Here is a 16,263-nt window from a genome sequence, read left to right as displayed (position 1 = left end):
TTATAAAAAAAATCATAGTAGGCTCGCTACGACATGATTGTCGTACGCGGATACAATAATTATACAAAATCATAATGGGCTCGCTACGACATGAATGTCGTACGCGGATACAATAATTATACAAAATCATAATGGGCTCGCTACGACATGAATGTCGTACGCGGACCAAGGAGCAGGACTCCTGTCCTGCATTAAAATTGTTATTTTTATGCGTTATAAAATATTAGATCAAAATGGCCTCAACTTTTTAACATTAACAGTAGTGGAATGGATTGATCTGTTCACGAGGCCCGTTTATTGTAATATCGTTCTGGACAGTCTGCGCTTTTGCCAGGAAAAAAAAGGGCTACTCCTTTTTTCTTATGTCATCATGTCCAATCATTTACATCTCATTGTAAGAACAGAAAACAAAACGGGCTTGTCGAGGGTCTTACAATCTTTTAAAACCTATACCTCTAATCAATTTCTGGATTACCTCCATGATCCAAAAAACCCGGAAAGCCGCAGGGAATGGCTATTGAATCATTTTGCATTTAATGCCCGAAAAAATAGCACCAACAGTCATCATAATCTTTGGCAGGGCGATAATCATCCCATTGCTTTGTATAGTCCTAAGGTTATTCGTCAAAAGCTCGACTACATTCATTTAAATCCTGTCAGGTCCGGCGTCGTGTCGTTTCCGGAGCATTATAGGTATAGTAGTGCGTCAAATTATTTTTCTGGAAAGGGACTCCTGGATGTGATCATTTTTGAAGACATTTGGAATGATATTGGATATATTAATACAGGAATGTAATTTATTGTTTTGCAGGACGGGAGTCCTGCACCTATGTCCGTGTACGACAAAAATGTCGTAACGAGCTACTGGTTTTTTTTGTACGACAAAAATGTCGTAACGAGCTACTGGTTTTTTTTGTACGACAAAATGTCGTAACGAGCTATACTGTTGTTTATAAACGATCATAAATTCATCACCCGCTGAATACAATAGTTACACAAAATCATAATAGGCTCGCTACGACATGAATGTCGTACGCGGACCAAGGTGCAGGACTCCTGTCCTCTGTATTATTTAAAAAAGCGCTTCCTAAGCCGTAATCCATTCCACTTTTATTATTTTTTCAATATTATCCTTTGATATAAAATTTTATTTTTTGCCTCAAATTCATTTAAATAGCATAGAATCAATTGATTAATGTGGTTGAAACACTTGTAATTGATTTAAACATAAAATTTAATAGACGAAATTCATTCCATTTTTTTTTGGCAAATTGTAGAAACAAACTATCTTCAACCTGTTAAGCATTCCAACTACAAATTTTCTTTTCCAATATTTATTATCTTGGATATCCCTGGATAAGGGGATGTTTTTTGTTATTCTTTCCCATGAACGAACCAGCGGTTTTCTAAGTACTCTGGTATTTCTGTTGATTTTGAACAATTAGAATTTACTATTGATATTTTGGACATTCATTTTGTTGAATTTGATATTTGGTAAATTGGGTAATTTTTTTTCGTTCACAAAATTAATTTAACATGAAAAAACTCTGCTTTATTTTTGGATTGCTTGTACTTTTTTCAGGCACTCTAATGGCGCAAAGGACAATTACTGGAAAGGTGGTTGACAAAGACGGGGAAACTCTGATCGGAGCAACCGTTTTGGTCCAGGGAACGTCATCGGGTACGGTTACCGATTTTAACGGTATGTATTCCATTAACGTTCCTGCTGACGGCAAGGTGTTGGTTTTTAGTTACACCGGTTTCGAAACACAGGAAGTTGAGATCGGTACATCTGATGTATTGAATTTAACCCTTGAAACTTCTGCCAGTTTACTTGGCGAAGTTGTTGTGCTGGGGTACGGTAGCCGGGAAAAAAATCAAATAACCGGATCCACCGTTTCCGTAACCGGGGAAACATTGAAAGATATTCCCGTAGTATCTGTTGACCAGGCACTACAGGGAAAAGTAGCCGGACTGGTGATCTCTTCCCAATCTGGTTCTCCGGGAGCCTCTCAGGATATAAGAATCAGAGGGGTTGGTTCCATTTCTGCTGGTAATGATCCTTTATTTGTAATTGACGGGGTTCCTATTATCAATACCAATTTTACTGATGGAACGGCGAGAACTTCCTTAAATGCATTGGCGGGAATCAATAGCAACGATATTGAATCCATCACTGTATTGAAGGATGCATCTGCTACTTCTGCTTATGGTGCACGGGGTTCCAATGGAGTTATCGTTATCACTACTAAAAGGGGAAAATCCGGTAAAACCAGTTTCAACCTGAGTACTTCCCGCGGTTTTCAAAATGATGCAACTTCTGGTCGTGATGTATTAACGGGTGCTCAAAGAGAAGAACTTTACCTTGAAGGTATTTACAATACATATTCCGAAGGTGGAACCGTATTTACCAAAGAAGGTACATTCGATTGGGCCAAGGATCAGGGTTTCGGCGGTATTGCTGTTTACCAGGATTGGCGTGATAACGGAAGAAAGGAAGGAAATTGGGAAGCAGCATTTAAAAATGAGAATGCTCCTATTACCAATGTTAACCTTTCTGCCTCTGGAGGAGATGAAGTATCTTCATTTTATGCTTCTCTCGGATACAATGAAACGGAGTTCACTGTTGTTGGAAGTAAGTTCTCCCGGATTGCAGGGGCCCTAAACTATAACAGGGATCTTGGTCGCCGTGTGAAATTTTCAACAGCGAATAGTTACACCAGAGTATTGCAGGATGGTTTGCTCCTGGAGAATAGTGCCTATTTTGCCAATCCATACATGGGCAAATGGTTCCAGCCTCCGATCGATCAGCCTTATGATGAAAATGGAGATCCAAATTTAAACCTGACTTCCTCTATTTATAACTACCTGTATCTCAAAGATAATGATGTAGTGTATAATAACCTCAATCGTATCAGGACGAATTCCTATTTGACCTGGGAAATTATCGATAATCTTGAATTTAAAACCCTCGTTGGTATTGATTTTAATATTGTAGATTATAAGAATTACCAAAACCGTAAATATGGCGATTCTCAACAGGAAAATGGTACTTCTTATGCTTCGATCCAAAGGAATTTCAATGTTGTGACCCAAAACTCTCTGGATTACTCTATCAAGCTCTCAGGCGGTCACCGCATTGACCTTAAAGGATTGATGGAATTTCAGAAAAACAATAATAACTGGTTATGGGGATACGGAGAGAACTTCTCCACAGACGGATTGACCAATATTGACCAGTCCGGTGCCAACCAGGATGCTGGTTCAAACTTTACGGACTGGATCAATTTGTCTTACCTCGGAATGGTCAATTATAACTTCAAAGGTAAATACATCGTTGATTTCACGTTTAGAAGAGAAGGTTCTTCAAGGTTCGCTCCGGATCTTCGTTTTGGTAACTTCTGGTCTGTAGGTGCTGCCTGGAATATAAGCGAGGAAGCATTTATGGCTGGTATGAACCTTATCGACATCCTTAGGTTGAGGGGTACTTACGGGGTCAGTGGAAACTCTTCTGTAGGTATAAATCAGTATCAGGCTTTGTTGTCCTATGATGCCGATTATGCCAACCAGGGGGCCGTTTATCCAAGTGAATACGGTAACTCAAACCTGACCTGGGAAAAGAACAAAAATTACGATGTCGGGATTGACTTTGGAATTTTGGATAACCGGATCGATGGTGCTTTATCATACTTCAACAAAGAAACCTATGATCTTTTGCAGGCAGTGCCTCTTACCAGAACTTCCGGCCACACCAGCATCACTCAAAACATCGGAACCGTTGTGAATAAAGGTTTTGAAGCCATTTTGAATTTTGGTATCGTCAGAAAGAAGGATTTCAATATTGATTTTTCAGTCAATTTTGCAACCCTTAGCAATGAGGTAACCCAACTGGCAAAGGACGCCAATGGTGAAGACATCAATATTGAAACAGGCAGCAGGATCATTGAAGTCGGATATCCTATTTACGCATGGCACATGCAGGAATACGCAGGAGTGAATCCTGATACCGGAGCACCTCAATGGTACCTCAACAGCGATGAAGGAGACGAATTGACTGAGGATTATTATGCTGCGGAAAAAGTGCATACCAATACTTCCGCCATTCCTAAATTGACTGGAGGAGCAAATCTTCATATAGATTTTAAAGGCCTGTATTTTGATATCAGCGCTTATTATGCCGGTGGCCACCAGGTTTTTGAGGACTGGTCATTCTACACCTGGCATTCAGGACGTTATACGACTGAATACTACCAGGGAGTTGCGGATTTGATGAGAAGATGGCAGAAGCCTGGAGATATTACCGATGTGCCTATTCAATTACATAATAATGTTGGAAATAATGCCTCCAGAACTTCTACGAGATTTTTGTTTGACGGGGATTATGCACGGGTAAAAGACCTGGTTCTGGGATACAACTTCCCTGAAACCATTGCTTCAAAGGTTAAGATGGAAAATATCCAGGTTTATGTGCGGGGTACCAATCTGTTTACCTGGGTAAAAGATAAAAATTTGAAGTACGATCCAGAGGTTAGGGCTGATGGTTTTACCTATATGACCACTCCTCCTGTTAAGTCAATCACTTTTGGTTTAAACTTAAAATTCTAAGAAAATGAAAAAATACATTAATACATTATTCCTTTCAGCCCTGATTGTCGGCTTTATGACCTCCTGTAACAAGGATGTTTTGGATCCCACGCTGGCACAGGATAAAGTCGTTGAGGGAAGTATCACGACAGCCGAAGACGTTGAGGGTGTTCTATACGGGGCTTACAACAGACTTACCACTTCTGCTTATTATGGCAGGGATCTGATCATTTTTAATGAAATACGTTCTGATAACGCTTTTTCCAATGGTAATTCAGGAAGATTCCTGACGCCTTCTGCTATGGATATGGGGGAAAGTGATGCTTATGCCAGGGATACCTGGACGGCTATGTATGCTGTGGTTGCTTCTGCCAATATCATTATTGGTCTTGATGCGGCTAATTTAGAAGGAGATGCTGATGAGATCAACCAGATGATTGGTCAGGCCTATGCCATCCGTGCTTTGGCTCACTTTGACCTGCTGAAATTATTTGGTGAGCAACATGCAGGTGGAACTTTGGGCGTACCTTACATTACAGAGTATAAAGGTGAAAACCTCACCCCTTCAAGGAATTCTGTTGCTGAAGTGCGTGCTGCTATTGAGGCTGATATAGCCACAGCATTATCACTGATGAAAGCAGGAGGAAATGATGGTTCTAAACAATTACTTACTACCTATGGTGTTCAGGCACTTAAGTCCAGAGTTGGCACCTATTTTGGAGATTGGGCTGCGGTAAAAACAGCTTCCGAAGCGATCATTAATTCTGGCGAATACCAGATTCTCGAAGCAGCTGATTATATCGGCTCCTGGCAGGTAGATGCGGCTGCAAACTCTATTTTTGAGTTGGCTTTCAGCTCCACAGACAACGAAAATATCAACGGTATCCAGCAAATATACAGAGGAGCTGCTTACGGAGATATTGAAGTACTTGATGATCTGTTGACCATCTTTGATCCGGGGGATGTTCGTGCTGATGAAGCTATGATCGGAATGGGTGATGGTACCGGAGTATTGAGAAATATGGGAAAATATCCTTCCAATGATTATTCCGATAACATCAATATTTTCAGGTATGAGGAAGTGGTGTTGAATTATGCAGAAGCGCTGCTTGAAAGTAGCCCAGCGGATGCATTGATTCAGCTCAATTCTATTACTGCAAAAAGAGGTGCGCTTCCTTATGCTTCGGCAACAAAGGAGAATATCCTTAAGGAAAGAAGAAGAGAGCTTTGTTTCGAAGGTTTCCGTTTCGATGACCTGGCGCGTTCCGGTAAGGACATTCCTTTGGTGGATGCCTTCAAGCAAACTCATGGAGGACCAACTTATGGCAGTTACAATTACGCTTTCCCGATTCCGGAAGTAGAATTGAACGCCAATTCCAATATGGTTCAGAATACAGGTTATTAATATTAGGATATGGTTCAAAACTGATTGAACCATATCCTCCTTTTTTTTGATTTGTACTAATCTTAATAATAATACAGGACCCTTCCGGATTACCGGAAGGGCCCTTGTTTTTTGGGCTGATTGCGACACTTTCTTGACTTTTTTTACCCCCAAAAAGGGGAGGGGGTGCTTTAGATCTTACAGTCTTTTAAACCTATACCTCTAATCAATTTCTGGATTACCTCCATGATCCAAAAAACCCGGAAAGCCGCAGGGAATGGCTACTGAATCATTTTGCATTTAATGCCCGAAAAAATAGCACCAACAGTCATCATAATCTTTGGCAGGGCGATAATCATCCCATTGCTTTGTATAGTCCTAAGGTTATTCGTCAAAAGCTCGACTACATTCATTTAAATCCTGTCAGGTCCGGCGTCGTGTCGTTTCCGGAGCATTATAGGTATAGTAGTGCGTCAAATTATTTTTCTGGAAAGGGACTCCTGGATGTGATCATTTTTGAAGACATTTGGAATGATATTGGATATATTAATACAGGAATGTAATTTATTGTTTTGCAGGACGGGAGTCCTGCACCTATGTCCGTGTACGACAAAAATGTCGTAACGAGCTACTGGTTTTTTTTGTACGATAAAAATGTCGTAACGAGCTACTGGTTTTTTTTGTACGGCAAAAATGTCGTAACGAGCTACTGGTTTTTTTGTACGATAAAAATGTCGTAACGAGCTACTGGTTTTTTTTGTACGACAAAAATGTCGTAACGAGCTACACTGTTGTTTATAAACGATCATAAATTCATCACCAGCTGAATACAATAGTTACACAAAATCATAATGGGCTCGCTACGACATGAATGTCGTACGCGGACCAAGGTGCAGGACTCCTGTCCTGCATTAAAATTGTTATTTTCATGCGTTATTAATACTGGATCAAATTCGCGTAATGTCATTCCACAACAGCTCATTTTCCTACCCAAATACCCATGCGTTTTCATTTGAAAAAAAAAATATTCCTGCAAATAAAACCCAACATATTTGTAGCTTTGCGGACTACCCACCGTTCCTTAAAAAAGCGTAAAACAAGCCTCCTGTTCTACTGACAAATATCAGGTCAGGGGATGATTTTGGTCACATTTACTCAGTAGAATAGCTTGTATTTTGGTGTTTTGATGTTGATAGTATAGACAACATTCCCGTTCGATTTTTTTTTCTTGTCTAAGTAAAGCCAAAGCGATGAAATTAATTTATAACGATATTTTTTTCGAGCACGATACCGGGATGCACCCGGAAAGCCATAAGCGTTTAGAACCTTTTCAGGGTTTGATTTCAACCCCCGTAAAAAGTGGGGAATCCTATCTTGAACTGATTCACACCAGTGAATATATCCGTCGGGTTGAAAAATCTTGTAAGGAAGGAATTCGTCTGGACGAGGATACGGCCACTTCCCCGGGCAGTTGGGAGGCAGCGCTTTTTGCAGTGGGGGCTACTCTCATGGCGGCTGAGCAAAATGACTTTGCCCTGGTGCGCCCTCCCGGACACCATGCTTATCCCGAAAGATCAAGCGGTTTCTGCCTGTTCAATAATATCGCTATTGCCACTCAAAAACTGGTGAACGAAGGAAAAAAAGTCCTTATTTTTGACTTTGACGGGCATTTGGGCGATGGCACTTCTCACATTTTTTATGATACCGACAAAGTGATGTATTGGTCACAACATCAATATCCGGCCTTCCCTGGCCACGGATTTGTAGGAGAGATAGGAGAGGGAGCCGGTAAGGGATTTACCATCAATGTTCCTTTACCGCCTTATAGTGGAGACGATATTTTCATGGATGCCGTAAGAGACTTTTTACCTGTTGCCAAACAATTCGAACCCGATGTGGTGGCGATCTCTGCCGGTTTTGATGCCCACCGTTTTGATCCTTTATTGGATTTACATGTGTCTGTCGGGAGTTTCTATAAAATTGGGAAACTCCTTCGCGAAAATTTTGATAATGTTTTTGCAACGCTTGAAGGCGGGTACAGTGTAATGGATCTGTACAGAGGTGTATTGAATTTCCTTGCAGGCATCAATGGCGAGCCTATGCCTTTTGAGGAAAAAGAGTCCTCATCCACCATCCTGGTTTGGCAAACTTATGAGATGAACAAGAGTATGGTGCATACCAATTTGAGCAAATTCTGGAAAATATAAATAGTCATTCCTTCAATTTAGTCCTATGAAACCACAATTAGATAAGATATTTCAACCCAGGTCTATTGCGGTAATAGGGGCGTCCAATAAAGAAGGAAGCGTAGGGTATGCATTGATGAAAAACCTGCTGAACGGAGGGTTTAAAGGTGAAATTTTTCCCGTCAACCTTAAACATAACCATATCCAGGGTATTGCTTGTTATAAATCTGTGTTGAAAATTAAGCAGCCCGTTGATATGGCTATAATAGCTACTCCTGCCATTACGGTTTCGAAAGTGTTGGCAGAATGCGGGAAAGTGAAGATCAGCGGGGTAGTTATCCTTTCTGCCGGGTTCAAAGAAGCCGGAGAAAAAGGGAATGAGTTGTATCAACAAATTTTAAAGACGGCCCGTAAAAACAGAATCCGGATCATTGGTCCCAACTGTGTAGGATTTATTAACCCCTCGCTGGGTATCAATGCCAGTTTCTTGTCGAGAATGGCATTACCTGGCAAAATTGCTTTTATTTCCCAAAGTGGAGCCCTCAACGCTTCTATTCTCGATTGGTCGGTCGATCAAAATGTTGGGTTTAGTCATTTTGTATCGGTAGGATCTATGATTGATGTGGATTTCGCGGATTTGATCGACTACTTTGGCACAGACAACCGAACTTCGTGTATTCTCATTTACATGGAAAGCCTCACCAATGCCAGGAAGTTCATGAGTGCCGCCCGTGCCTTTTCCCGGTACAAACCCATCATCGTTTTGAAGGCTGGGAAAAGCGGGGAAGGGGCTAAAGCTGCTCTTTCTCATACCGGTTCACTGGCGGGAAACGATGCGGTTTTTGATGCTGCATTCAGGAGAGCCGGGATCATTCGGGTAGAGCGGATTTCTCAATTGTTTCACTGTGCCCAGGCATTGTCGATGCAGCCCCGTCCTGAAGGCAATAGGCTGGCGATCGTGACCAACGCCGGAGGCCCCGGCGTGCTGGCTACTGATTTTTTAGTGAATAATGGGGGTAAAATAGCTTCACTTTCCAGTGAAACGCTTTTAACCCTGGATAAACTCCTGCCTGCTCACTGGAGTCATAATAACCCGGTAGATGTGCTTGGAGACGCTAATGCCGAAACTTACAAGGAAGCCGTCAAGGCTTGTCTTTTAGATGAAAACACGGATGCTGTATTGGCCATTTTTACTACTCAGGGCGTTACTGACCCAACCGAGGTGGCCAAAGCACTGGTTACTATGGTGCCGGCCCATTCTAAAACCATTTTTGCCTGCTGGATGGGAGAGCAGGATGTTCAGGCAGGAAGAGAATTGCTGGAATTAGCCCATATTCCACATTTTCGTTACCCGGAAAGTGCGGTGGACGTTTTTATGAAAATGTACCATTATTCCCATAATTTGAAATTACTGCAGGAAACGCCTTCCGCAATGCCCACGTATTTCCAACCGGATAAAACCAACGCCAGCCAGTTAATCCATTCCATTTTAGACGAAGGCCGCTATCAGCTCATGGAGTTTGAAGCCAAACAATTATTGCAAATTTACAATATTCCAACGGCGCCTTATCAAGTGGTTCATTCGCCAACAGCAGCAGCAAGAGCCGCAGCTGAAATTGGTTTTCCGGTCGTGATGAAAATTGTTTCACCCGATATTGGCCATAAAACAGAGGCCGGCGGGGTGCATCTCAATATAAAATCTTCAAAAAACGCAGCGGAGGTCTATTCTTCTCTGATTACACAGGTAAAAGAACACCAACCTTCTGCCCTGGTGATGGGCGTTCTGGTGGAGAAAATGATAGATAAGCGTTATGAACTGCTCATTGGGGCAAAAAAAGATCCCATTTTCGGACCGGTCATCGTTTTTGGGATGGGAGGGGTGTTGGTGGAATTGTTGAAAGATACCAATATGGGATTGCCTCCTTTAAATATGGCCCTGGCCAAACGGATCATGGAGAAAACCAAGGCTTTCCAGTTGCTGGAAGGTTATCGTGGAATGCCCAAAGTGAACATGGAAGTCATCCAGTTTTTGCTCGTCAAATTTTCTTACCTGCTGATGGATTTTCCGGAAATCAAAGAAATTGATATCAACCCCTTCGCGGTGGATGAAATGGGTGGTTTTGCCCTCGATGCACACATTGTCCTGGAAAAAAACCTGCCTGAGGTAAAAGGACTTCCTTACCAACATCTGGTTATCTCCCCGTATATGGGACAGTATGTCAAAAAGGTCCAGCTGAAAAATGGAAAAGAAGTTTTGCTGCGGCCTATCCGACCTGAAGATGAACCCATGGAAGCGGAAATGTTCAAGACACTGTCCAAACAATCTATTTATTACCGGTTTTTTGGCTATGTCCCGGAGGTCAACCATGACTTTTTAACCCGGTTTACCCAAATTGATTACGATAGGGAAATGGCCATTATTGCAGAAATAGACACCGATGAAGGAAAAAAGATGGCAGGGGTTGTGCGCATTGTCTGCGATGCCTGGAAGGAAACTGCGGAGTTCGCCATTGTGGTCGCAGATCCCTGGCAAGGCAATGGACTGGGTCAGCAGATGACGGATTTTATCTTCGAAATCGCCAAAGATATGGCCATTGGGAAAATTGTGGCCTACGTTTTACAATCCAACCTGGTGATGTTGGCCATGCTCCAAAAAAGAGGATTTTTAACCAATGAAATAAAATCAGGAGAGTATTTTCTTGAATTGGATTTAAACCAAAAGCCCATAGCCTCTCATAAAAATAAAATTTAGGGCTCCTCAGGAATACCTTATCCATCTTGCTTGTATTGTTTTTTTTAAAAAGTTGCCCGAAAAATGTCACGTTTGCCCATCTCGCGGCTTTTATAGGTATAGGAACAAAGTATCGATTTTTCGATTTACGCTTTGTTAAAGCGATAACAACCTCCAAAATTTAAAACAAATGAAACGATCTGCACGGACGATCATCTGCATGATGATGATGGGTATCACCTCAAATTTTTTCAATACTCTTTTTGCCAAAAGCTTACCCTTTTGCGAGCCTTCCATCGATGAGGTCAATATCACTGACCCTTCAGATTGTGGCATCAATGACGGTTCCCTGGAGATCGTGGCTTCAGGGGGGACAGGTACCTTTGAATACACCATTAATGGAGGCGTCAACTGGCAGCAACAAAATATTTTCCTGGACATTCCGGCAGGGGCATATGGCGTGGGCGTGAGAAATGCCGATGGCTCCTGCCCCTTTTTTTATCCGTTCCAGGTAGAACTTATGGGTCCTGATTCTCCCCGGTTTATTGAGGTGTCAGCTACTGATCCAACTGATTGTGGGGTTGATGACGGAGTGGTGGTGATCACAGCAGAGGGGGGAACAGGACCTTATTTTTACAGTGTGGATGGCGGGATTTCCTGGGGGACTTCCAATGTTTTTATGGGCTTGCCTCCCGGAATTTACACCGCAATGGTCAAAAATGCCGACGGTACCTGTCCAACCGCTTACGTCATTCCGATCGAACTGGAAGGGCCGGTGATGCCTGTTTTTCTGAATGTTAATGGCATGGCTCCTACGGATTGTGACCTTGAAGATGGAAATATTTTCATCGAGGCCACCGGGCAAGGGCTGTTGAGTTACTCGATTGACCATGGTAATACATGGCAGGCTTCTCCTTTCTTCCTCAATTTAGCGGAAGGAAGTTATCATCCCATGATAAAAAATGCCGAGGGTACCTGTCTGCTTGAAGGGGAACCCCTTATGCTCACCGGACCATCTTCCCCTGAAATCTTGTCGATTGGCGGGACTAATCCCACGGACTGTCAGCTTGCAGACGGGCAAATTACCGTACAGGCCACCGGCATTTCTTCCGGGTTGGTCTATACGATCGATGGAGGCCTTACCTGGCAATCGGAAGAGGTATTTTTGAACTTAATGGCTGGCACCTACGAGGTTTTGGTCAAAAATGCAGATGGTACTTGTCCGACGGTGGAAGGCGGCAACCTGGTTCTTTTCGACCCTCCGGAGCCGGAATTTTTAGGGTTGGAATGGACCGATCCCTCCGATTGTTTGGCCGCCAACGGGAGCATTAATGTCCTGGCGACCGGTGGCTTTGGCATGCTGGAATACAGCATTGATGGCGGTCTGAGCTGGCAAAATGCTTCTTTTTTTGAAAATTTGCCGGCTGGAAATTACCTTCCGCGGCTCCGGAACCAGGAGGGGACTTGTATGGTAACTGGTGTCCCGATAAATCTGGTTGACCCGCCCAAGCCTGTGATCGATTATGTAGAGATCACTGATCCATCAGATTGCGGAGCCCTGGACGGAAGCCTGCAGATTTTAGTTTCCGGAGGAACGGGCAGTTTGGAATACAGCATCAATAGCGGGTATTCCTGGCAATCATCCCCTTTGTTTTCTGCCTTAGGTGCCGGAACATTTTTCACTGCCGTAAGAAACCAAAACGGTACTTGTGAATCATATGCACCGTCAGGATCAAGCCTTTCCGATCCCGAGGCTCCGGTTATTTTGGGGACTGAATTTTCGCTGCCTACCGTTTGCGGATCCGCTGACGGCTACATAAAAATATTGGCAAGTTCAAATAGCGCGCTGATTGAATACAGTATCGATAATGGGATCACCTGGCAGACGGCCAACTCCTTTTCAGGATTGGGCGCGGGTGTTTATGCTATTGCCGTTAGAAACCTGGATGGGACTTGTTTTTCTACTGGAGAGTCCCTGGTTTTTGAAGCATTTCAGCCCCCGGCCATCCAGGAAATTGTCGTTCTCGATCCCACCGATTGCGGGGCATCGGACGGACAAATCTATATTTTGGCTGAAGCGGGAAATTATGAATTTAGTGTAAACGGTGGAATCTCCTGGCAAAGCAATGGATTTTATCAAAATTTGACCGCCGGGCAGTACCATCTCCTGGTTAGAAAGGAAGAAGGAGGCTGTCATGTTGATCTTGGGAATATTGTGCTTGCCGCCCCCCAGCAGGCCAATATTCAAACCATACAGACGACCGCCCCTTCAGACTGTGTTGTTCAAGACGGAACCATTGCTGTTTTATTGGAAAATGAGACTGGAAATTTCCAATACAGTATTAATGATGGACTGACCTGGCAGGGAAATGGTTTTTTTGATCACCTTTCATCGGGAGTTTATAACATTTTTGTCCGCAATCCGGATGAAACGTGCCTGGTAACAGGCGGTTCGGTGGAATTGACAGGACCTGAATGGCCTCAGATTGAAAATGTAGTAGTTATTCCTCCTTCAGACTGTGATCAGTGGGATGGTCAAATAAAAATTATTTTTACTCATTCGGAAAATTCTTTTTTAGTAAGTATTGATAACGGGGAAAGTTGGCAGGCTGAAAGTGATTTTGCCCAATTAGGTTCAGGGGTTTATTCAATATGGATAAGCAACCAGTCAGGAACCTGTTCGGAAGCGTGGGGGAGTGTTGAATTGCTTGCCCCTCAAGGACCTGTTATTTCCGAAATTATCCAAACTGATTTCTCAGATTGTGAGCCGGGGACAGGAACCATTGAGATCGTGATAGAGAGTTCGGGAGATTATGAATACAGTATAAACGGAGGAATAAATTGGCAGAATGAAGGCTTTTTCTCAGGATTGAGTACGGGCAGTTATGTTCCAATGGTTCGCAATGCTTCCGGTACTTGTCCGGTAATGGCCGCGGCTATTGAAATTCGGGATCCTTTTAGTGAACTTAATGTCGGTTTTGCCACTTCCAATCCTTCTGACTGTGGGGCGACTGACGGGAAAATAGAATGGGTGGTAGAAGGGCCGGGTGGTCCCTTTGAATACAGCATCGACGGAGGCGCAACCTGGTTTGATGAACCGTTTTTTGTCGGACTAGGTGAAGGTTCCTTTTCCGGACTTTTGCGGCTCCAGGAAGGAGGCTGTACGGAAGAAGTAGGGACCATTGAGCTTGAAGGGCCCGAAGCCCCAACCATCATTCAAATATCCAGCCAGGATCCTACCGAATGTAATGTGTCGAACGGAACCATTACCATTCTGGCGCAAGGGAACTTTGGTGATTTTCAATACAGCATCGACGGCGGCGTGACCTGGCAGCATGAAGGCACTTTTTCAAATCTTGGATATGGAAATTATGGGTTGGCCATCAGGAATGCTGACGGAACCTGTGAGGTGCTAAATTCGGAGTGGGTAGAACTGGCTGGCCCTCAACTGCCCCAGGTCGAAAATATTGTCGTGACCCCGGTTTCTGATTGTGGGTTGACTGATGGCAATATTCTGCTTGAAGGTGAAGTCGAGGAGGGCTATGAATTCAGTATCAATGGAGGACAATCCTGGCAAAATTTTCCTGCTTTTGGAATGCTGGCCGAGGGCTATTATCCAGTCCGGGTCCGTAGCGCAGACACTACCTGCATACTGGAATATGGCACCGTAGAAATAACGTCTCCTTCATCCCCGGAGATCGATTCCATCATTACCTATCCGGTGTCAGATTGCTGGTCGCAGGATGGAAGCCTGACGATCGTCCCGGTGAATCCGGAAACCACCAGCGAATACAGTATTGACGGTGGCATAACCTGGACGAATGATTCCTTTTTTGATCAATTACCGCCAGGCGAGGTCATTGTCTGGTCGAGAAACGAAGACGGTACTTGTGCATACGTCGAACGCCCCGTCACCATCAAAGGGTTTTCCCTTCCTCAAATTTTGGACGTGTTGACTGAGAATCCCCAAAATTGCGAAGGAACGGATGGTCGTCTGACTATCCTTACAGAAGCTGCGGACGTACCTTACGAATACAGCATAAATGGAGGGCTTGATTGGAGTAGTAACCCTGATTTTCAGTATCTTACGGAAGATATTTACACCATAAAAGTCAGGATTCCCGGTGAGCAATGTGAAATCACCTATCAGCAGGTATTGGGGCTGATCCCTTTAGCGCCATTGGATATCGAAATCCTTGAATTTTCGGAACCTTTATGTTTTGGAGAATCTAACGGCATCATTCATGTTCAGGCCACCGGAGGCATTCCACCTTATAATTATTTTTGGTCTCATGGAGAAACCAGCCCTGAATTGAATGAATTAAAGGCAGGAATCTATGAATTGAGTGTTTTTGACGCGCGGGGTTGTATGGAGGTTTTTCGCTTCAAAATGAAACAACCGGAACCGTTTCAAATTTCTCTCGGAACCGATATCGATACCACCATTTGCCTGGGACAAAGTGTTAAATACAGCTTTGAAGCCACAAATGATCACTACCAATGGGGAAGTGAAAACGGCTTTGTAAGCTCAGACCCGTCAGTGATCTTTAACGAAGCCGGCCTGTATTGGCTGACGGTAGAAAATGAATCGGGATGCACCGCTTCCGATACCATCCAGGTCATTTACCGCGATGCTTTTTTTGATGCCGATTTTCTACTGCCGGAGGAAGGAGTCATTAATACCCCTATCGTGATGATCGATATTTCCTGGCCTGTGCCGGATAGCATTTCCTGGTTTTTTGATGAGGAAAATGTCGCACTCCAACAAAGTGATGAGGACCAGCAGATTGTTTTAATGGACAGTCCTGGGACTTATGTTTTTGGCATGAAAGCCCATAGTGGCGAGTGTTATGGCCTTTTGGAAAAGGAGATCACCATTTTCTCCTCCCCGGAAGAACTGACCCATGATTTTTCGCAGGAAAACCCTTCCAATGTGCTCGAATTCCATCTGTCCCCCAATCCGAATAACGGAACTTTTCAGGTCAGTATTCTCCTGGAGCAACCCCAACAGGCAGAACTTTGGGTGATTGATCAAAATGGATACCAATTCGATCACAGAGTTTTGGGCAGCGATTATTATTTCCAGGAATCATTCCATTTCGGAGGCCTTCAGCCAGGCGTTTATACGGTGGTTTTACAAACCGAAACAGCGTGGCAATACATCAATTTTGTCCTGCAATGATTTGAATACCATAAGATTGTAATGACTTGGTTAATTTGTTTTGATTATGTTGAATGGTTGTTTTTGTAAAATGGTTTCAGATGGTTTCTCTAACTCCTTAAATAACTGGACACATTTTTGAACACTTCTACCTGAAATTGACCGGAGGGAGATCCTCGTGCACGTAGTGCCGGGATCGCATGAAACGCCTGAAACA

Annotated in this window: 6 protein-coding genes; all 6 read left to right on the top strand. The window is 43.4% G+C overall.

From position 1 onward, the window contains the following. Positions 1-202 precede the first annotated feature (202 nt). The 6 genes from H6571_19795 (at position 203) to H6571_19770 (ending at position 16,067) form a co-directional block, all read left to right on the top strand. Positions 203-796, top strand: a complete 594-nt coding sequence (locus tag H6571_19795; protein MCB9325992.1) for a transposase — start codon at positions 203-205, stop codon at positions 794-796. A gap of 740 nt (positions 797-1,536) precedes the next feature. Then, a complete protein-coding gene (locus H6571_19790) occupies positions 1,537-4,605 on the top strand; it encodes a TonB-dependent receptor (GenBank protein MCB9325991.1) in 3,069 nt (1,022 codons plus the stop codon). Between the two features lie 4 nt (positions 4,606-4,609). Beyond that, the gene (locus H6571_19785) at positions 4,610-5,989 is read left to right on the top strand and encodes a RagB/SusD family nutrient uptake outer membrane protein (protein MCB9325990.1); all 1,380 of its coding nucleotides are present in this window, start codon (positions 4,610-4,612) and stop codon (positions 5,987-5,989) included. A gap of 1,274 nt (positions 5,990-7,263) precedes the next feature. Further along, positions 7,264-8,175 (top strand): histone deacetylase, encoded by a 912-nt coding sequence (locus tag H6571_19780; GenBank protein MCB9325989.1) that lies wholly within the window; start codon positions 7,264-7,266, stop codon positions 8,173-8,175. Positions 8,176-8,200: 25 nt separating this feature from the next. After that, a complete protein-coding gene (locus H6571_19775; protein MCB9325988.1) occupies positions 8,201-10,906 on the top strand; it encodes a bifunctional acetate--CoA ligase family protein/GNAT family N-acetyltransferase in 2,706 nt (901 codons plus the stop codon). 169 nt (positions 10,907-11,075) lie between these two features. Beyond that, entirely contained in the window at positions 11,076-16,067 is a 4,992-nt protein-coding gene (locus tag H6571_19770) for a hypothetical protein (GenBank protein ID MCB9325987.1), read from the top strand. Positions 16,068-16,263 lie beyond the last annotated feature (196 nt).

Source organism: Lewinellaceae bacterium (genome assembly GCA_020636105.1).
Classification (GTDB): Bacteria; Bacteroidota; Bacteroidia; order Chitinophagales; family Saprospiraceae; genus BCD1.
This window is presented reverse-complemented; position numbering and strand designations above follow the sequence as displayed.

Excerpts from the sequence above, each read along its gene's own strand:
- H6571_19790 (MCB9325991.1), top strand. The coding sequence starts at position 1,537 with ATGAAAAAACTCTGCTTTATTTTTGGATTGCTTGTACTTTTTTCAGGC.
- H6571_19785 (MCB9325990.1), top strand. The coding sequence starts at position 4,610 with ATGAAAAAATACATTAATACATTATTCCTTTCAGCCCTGATTGTCGGC.
- H6571_19780 (MCB9325989.1), top strand. The coding sequence starts at position 7,264 with ATGCACCCGGAAAGCCATAAGCGTTTAGAACCTTTTCAGGGTTTGATT.
- H6571_19775 (MCB9325988.1), top strand. The coding sequence starts at position 8,201 with ATGAAACCACAATTAGATAAGATATTTCAACCCAGGTCTATTGCGGTA.
- H6571_19770 (MCB9325987.1), top strand. The coding sequence starts at position 11,076 with ATGAAACGATCTGCACGGACGATCATCTGCATGATGATGATGGGTATC.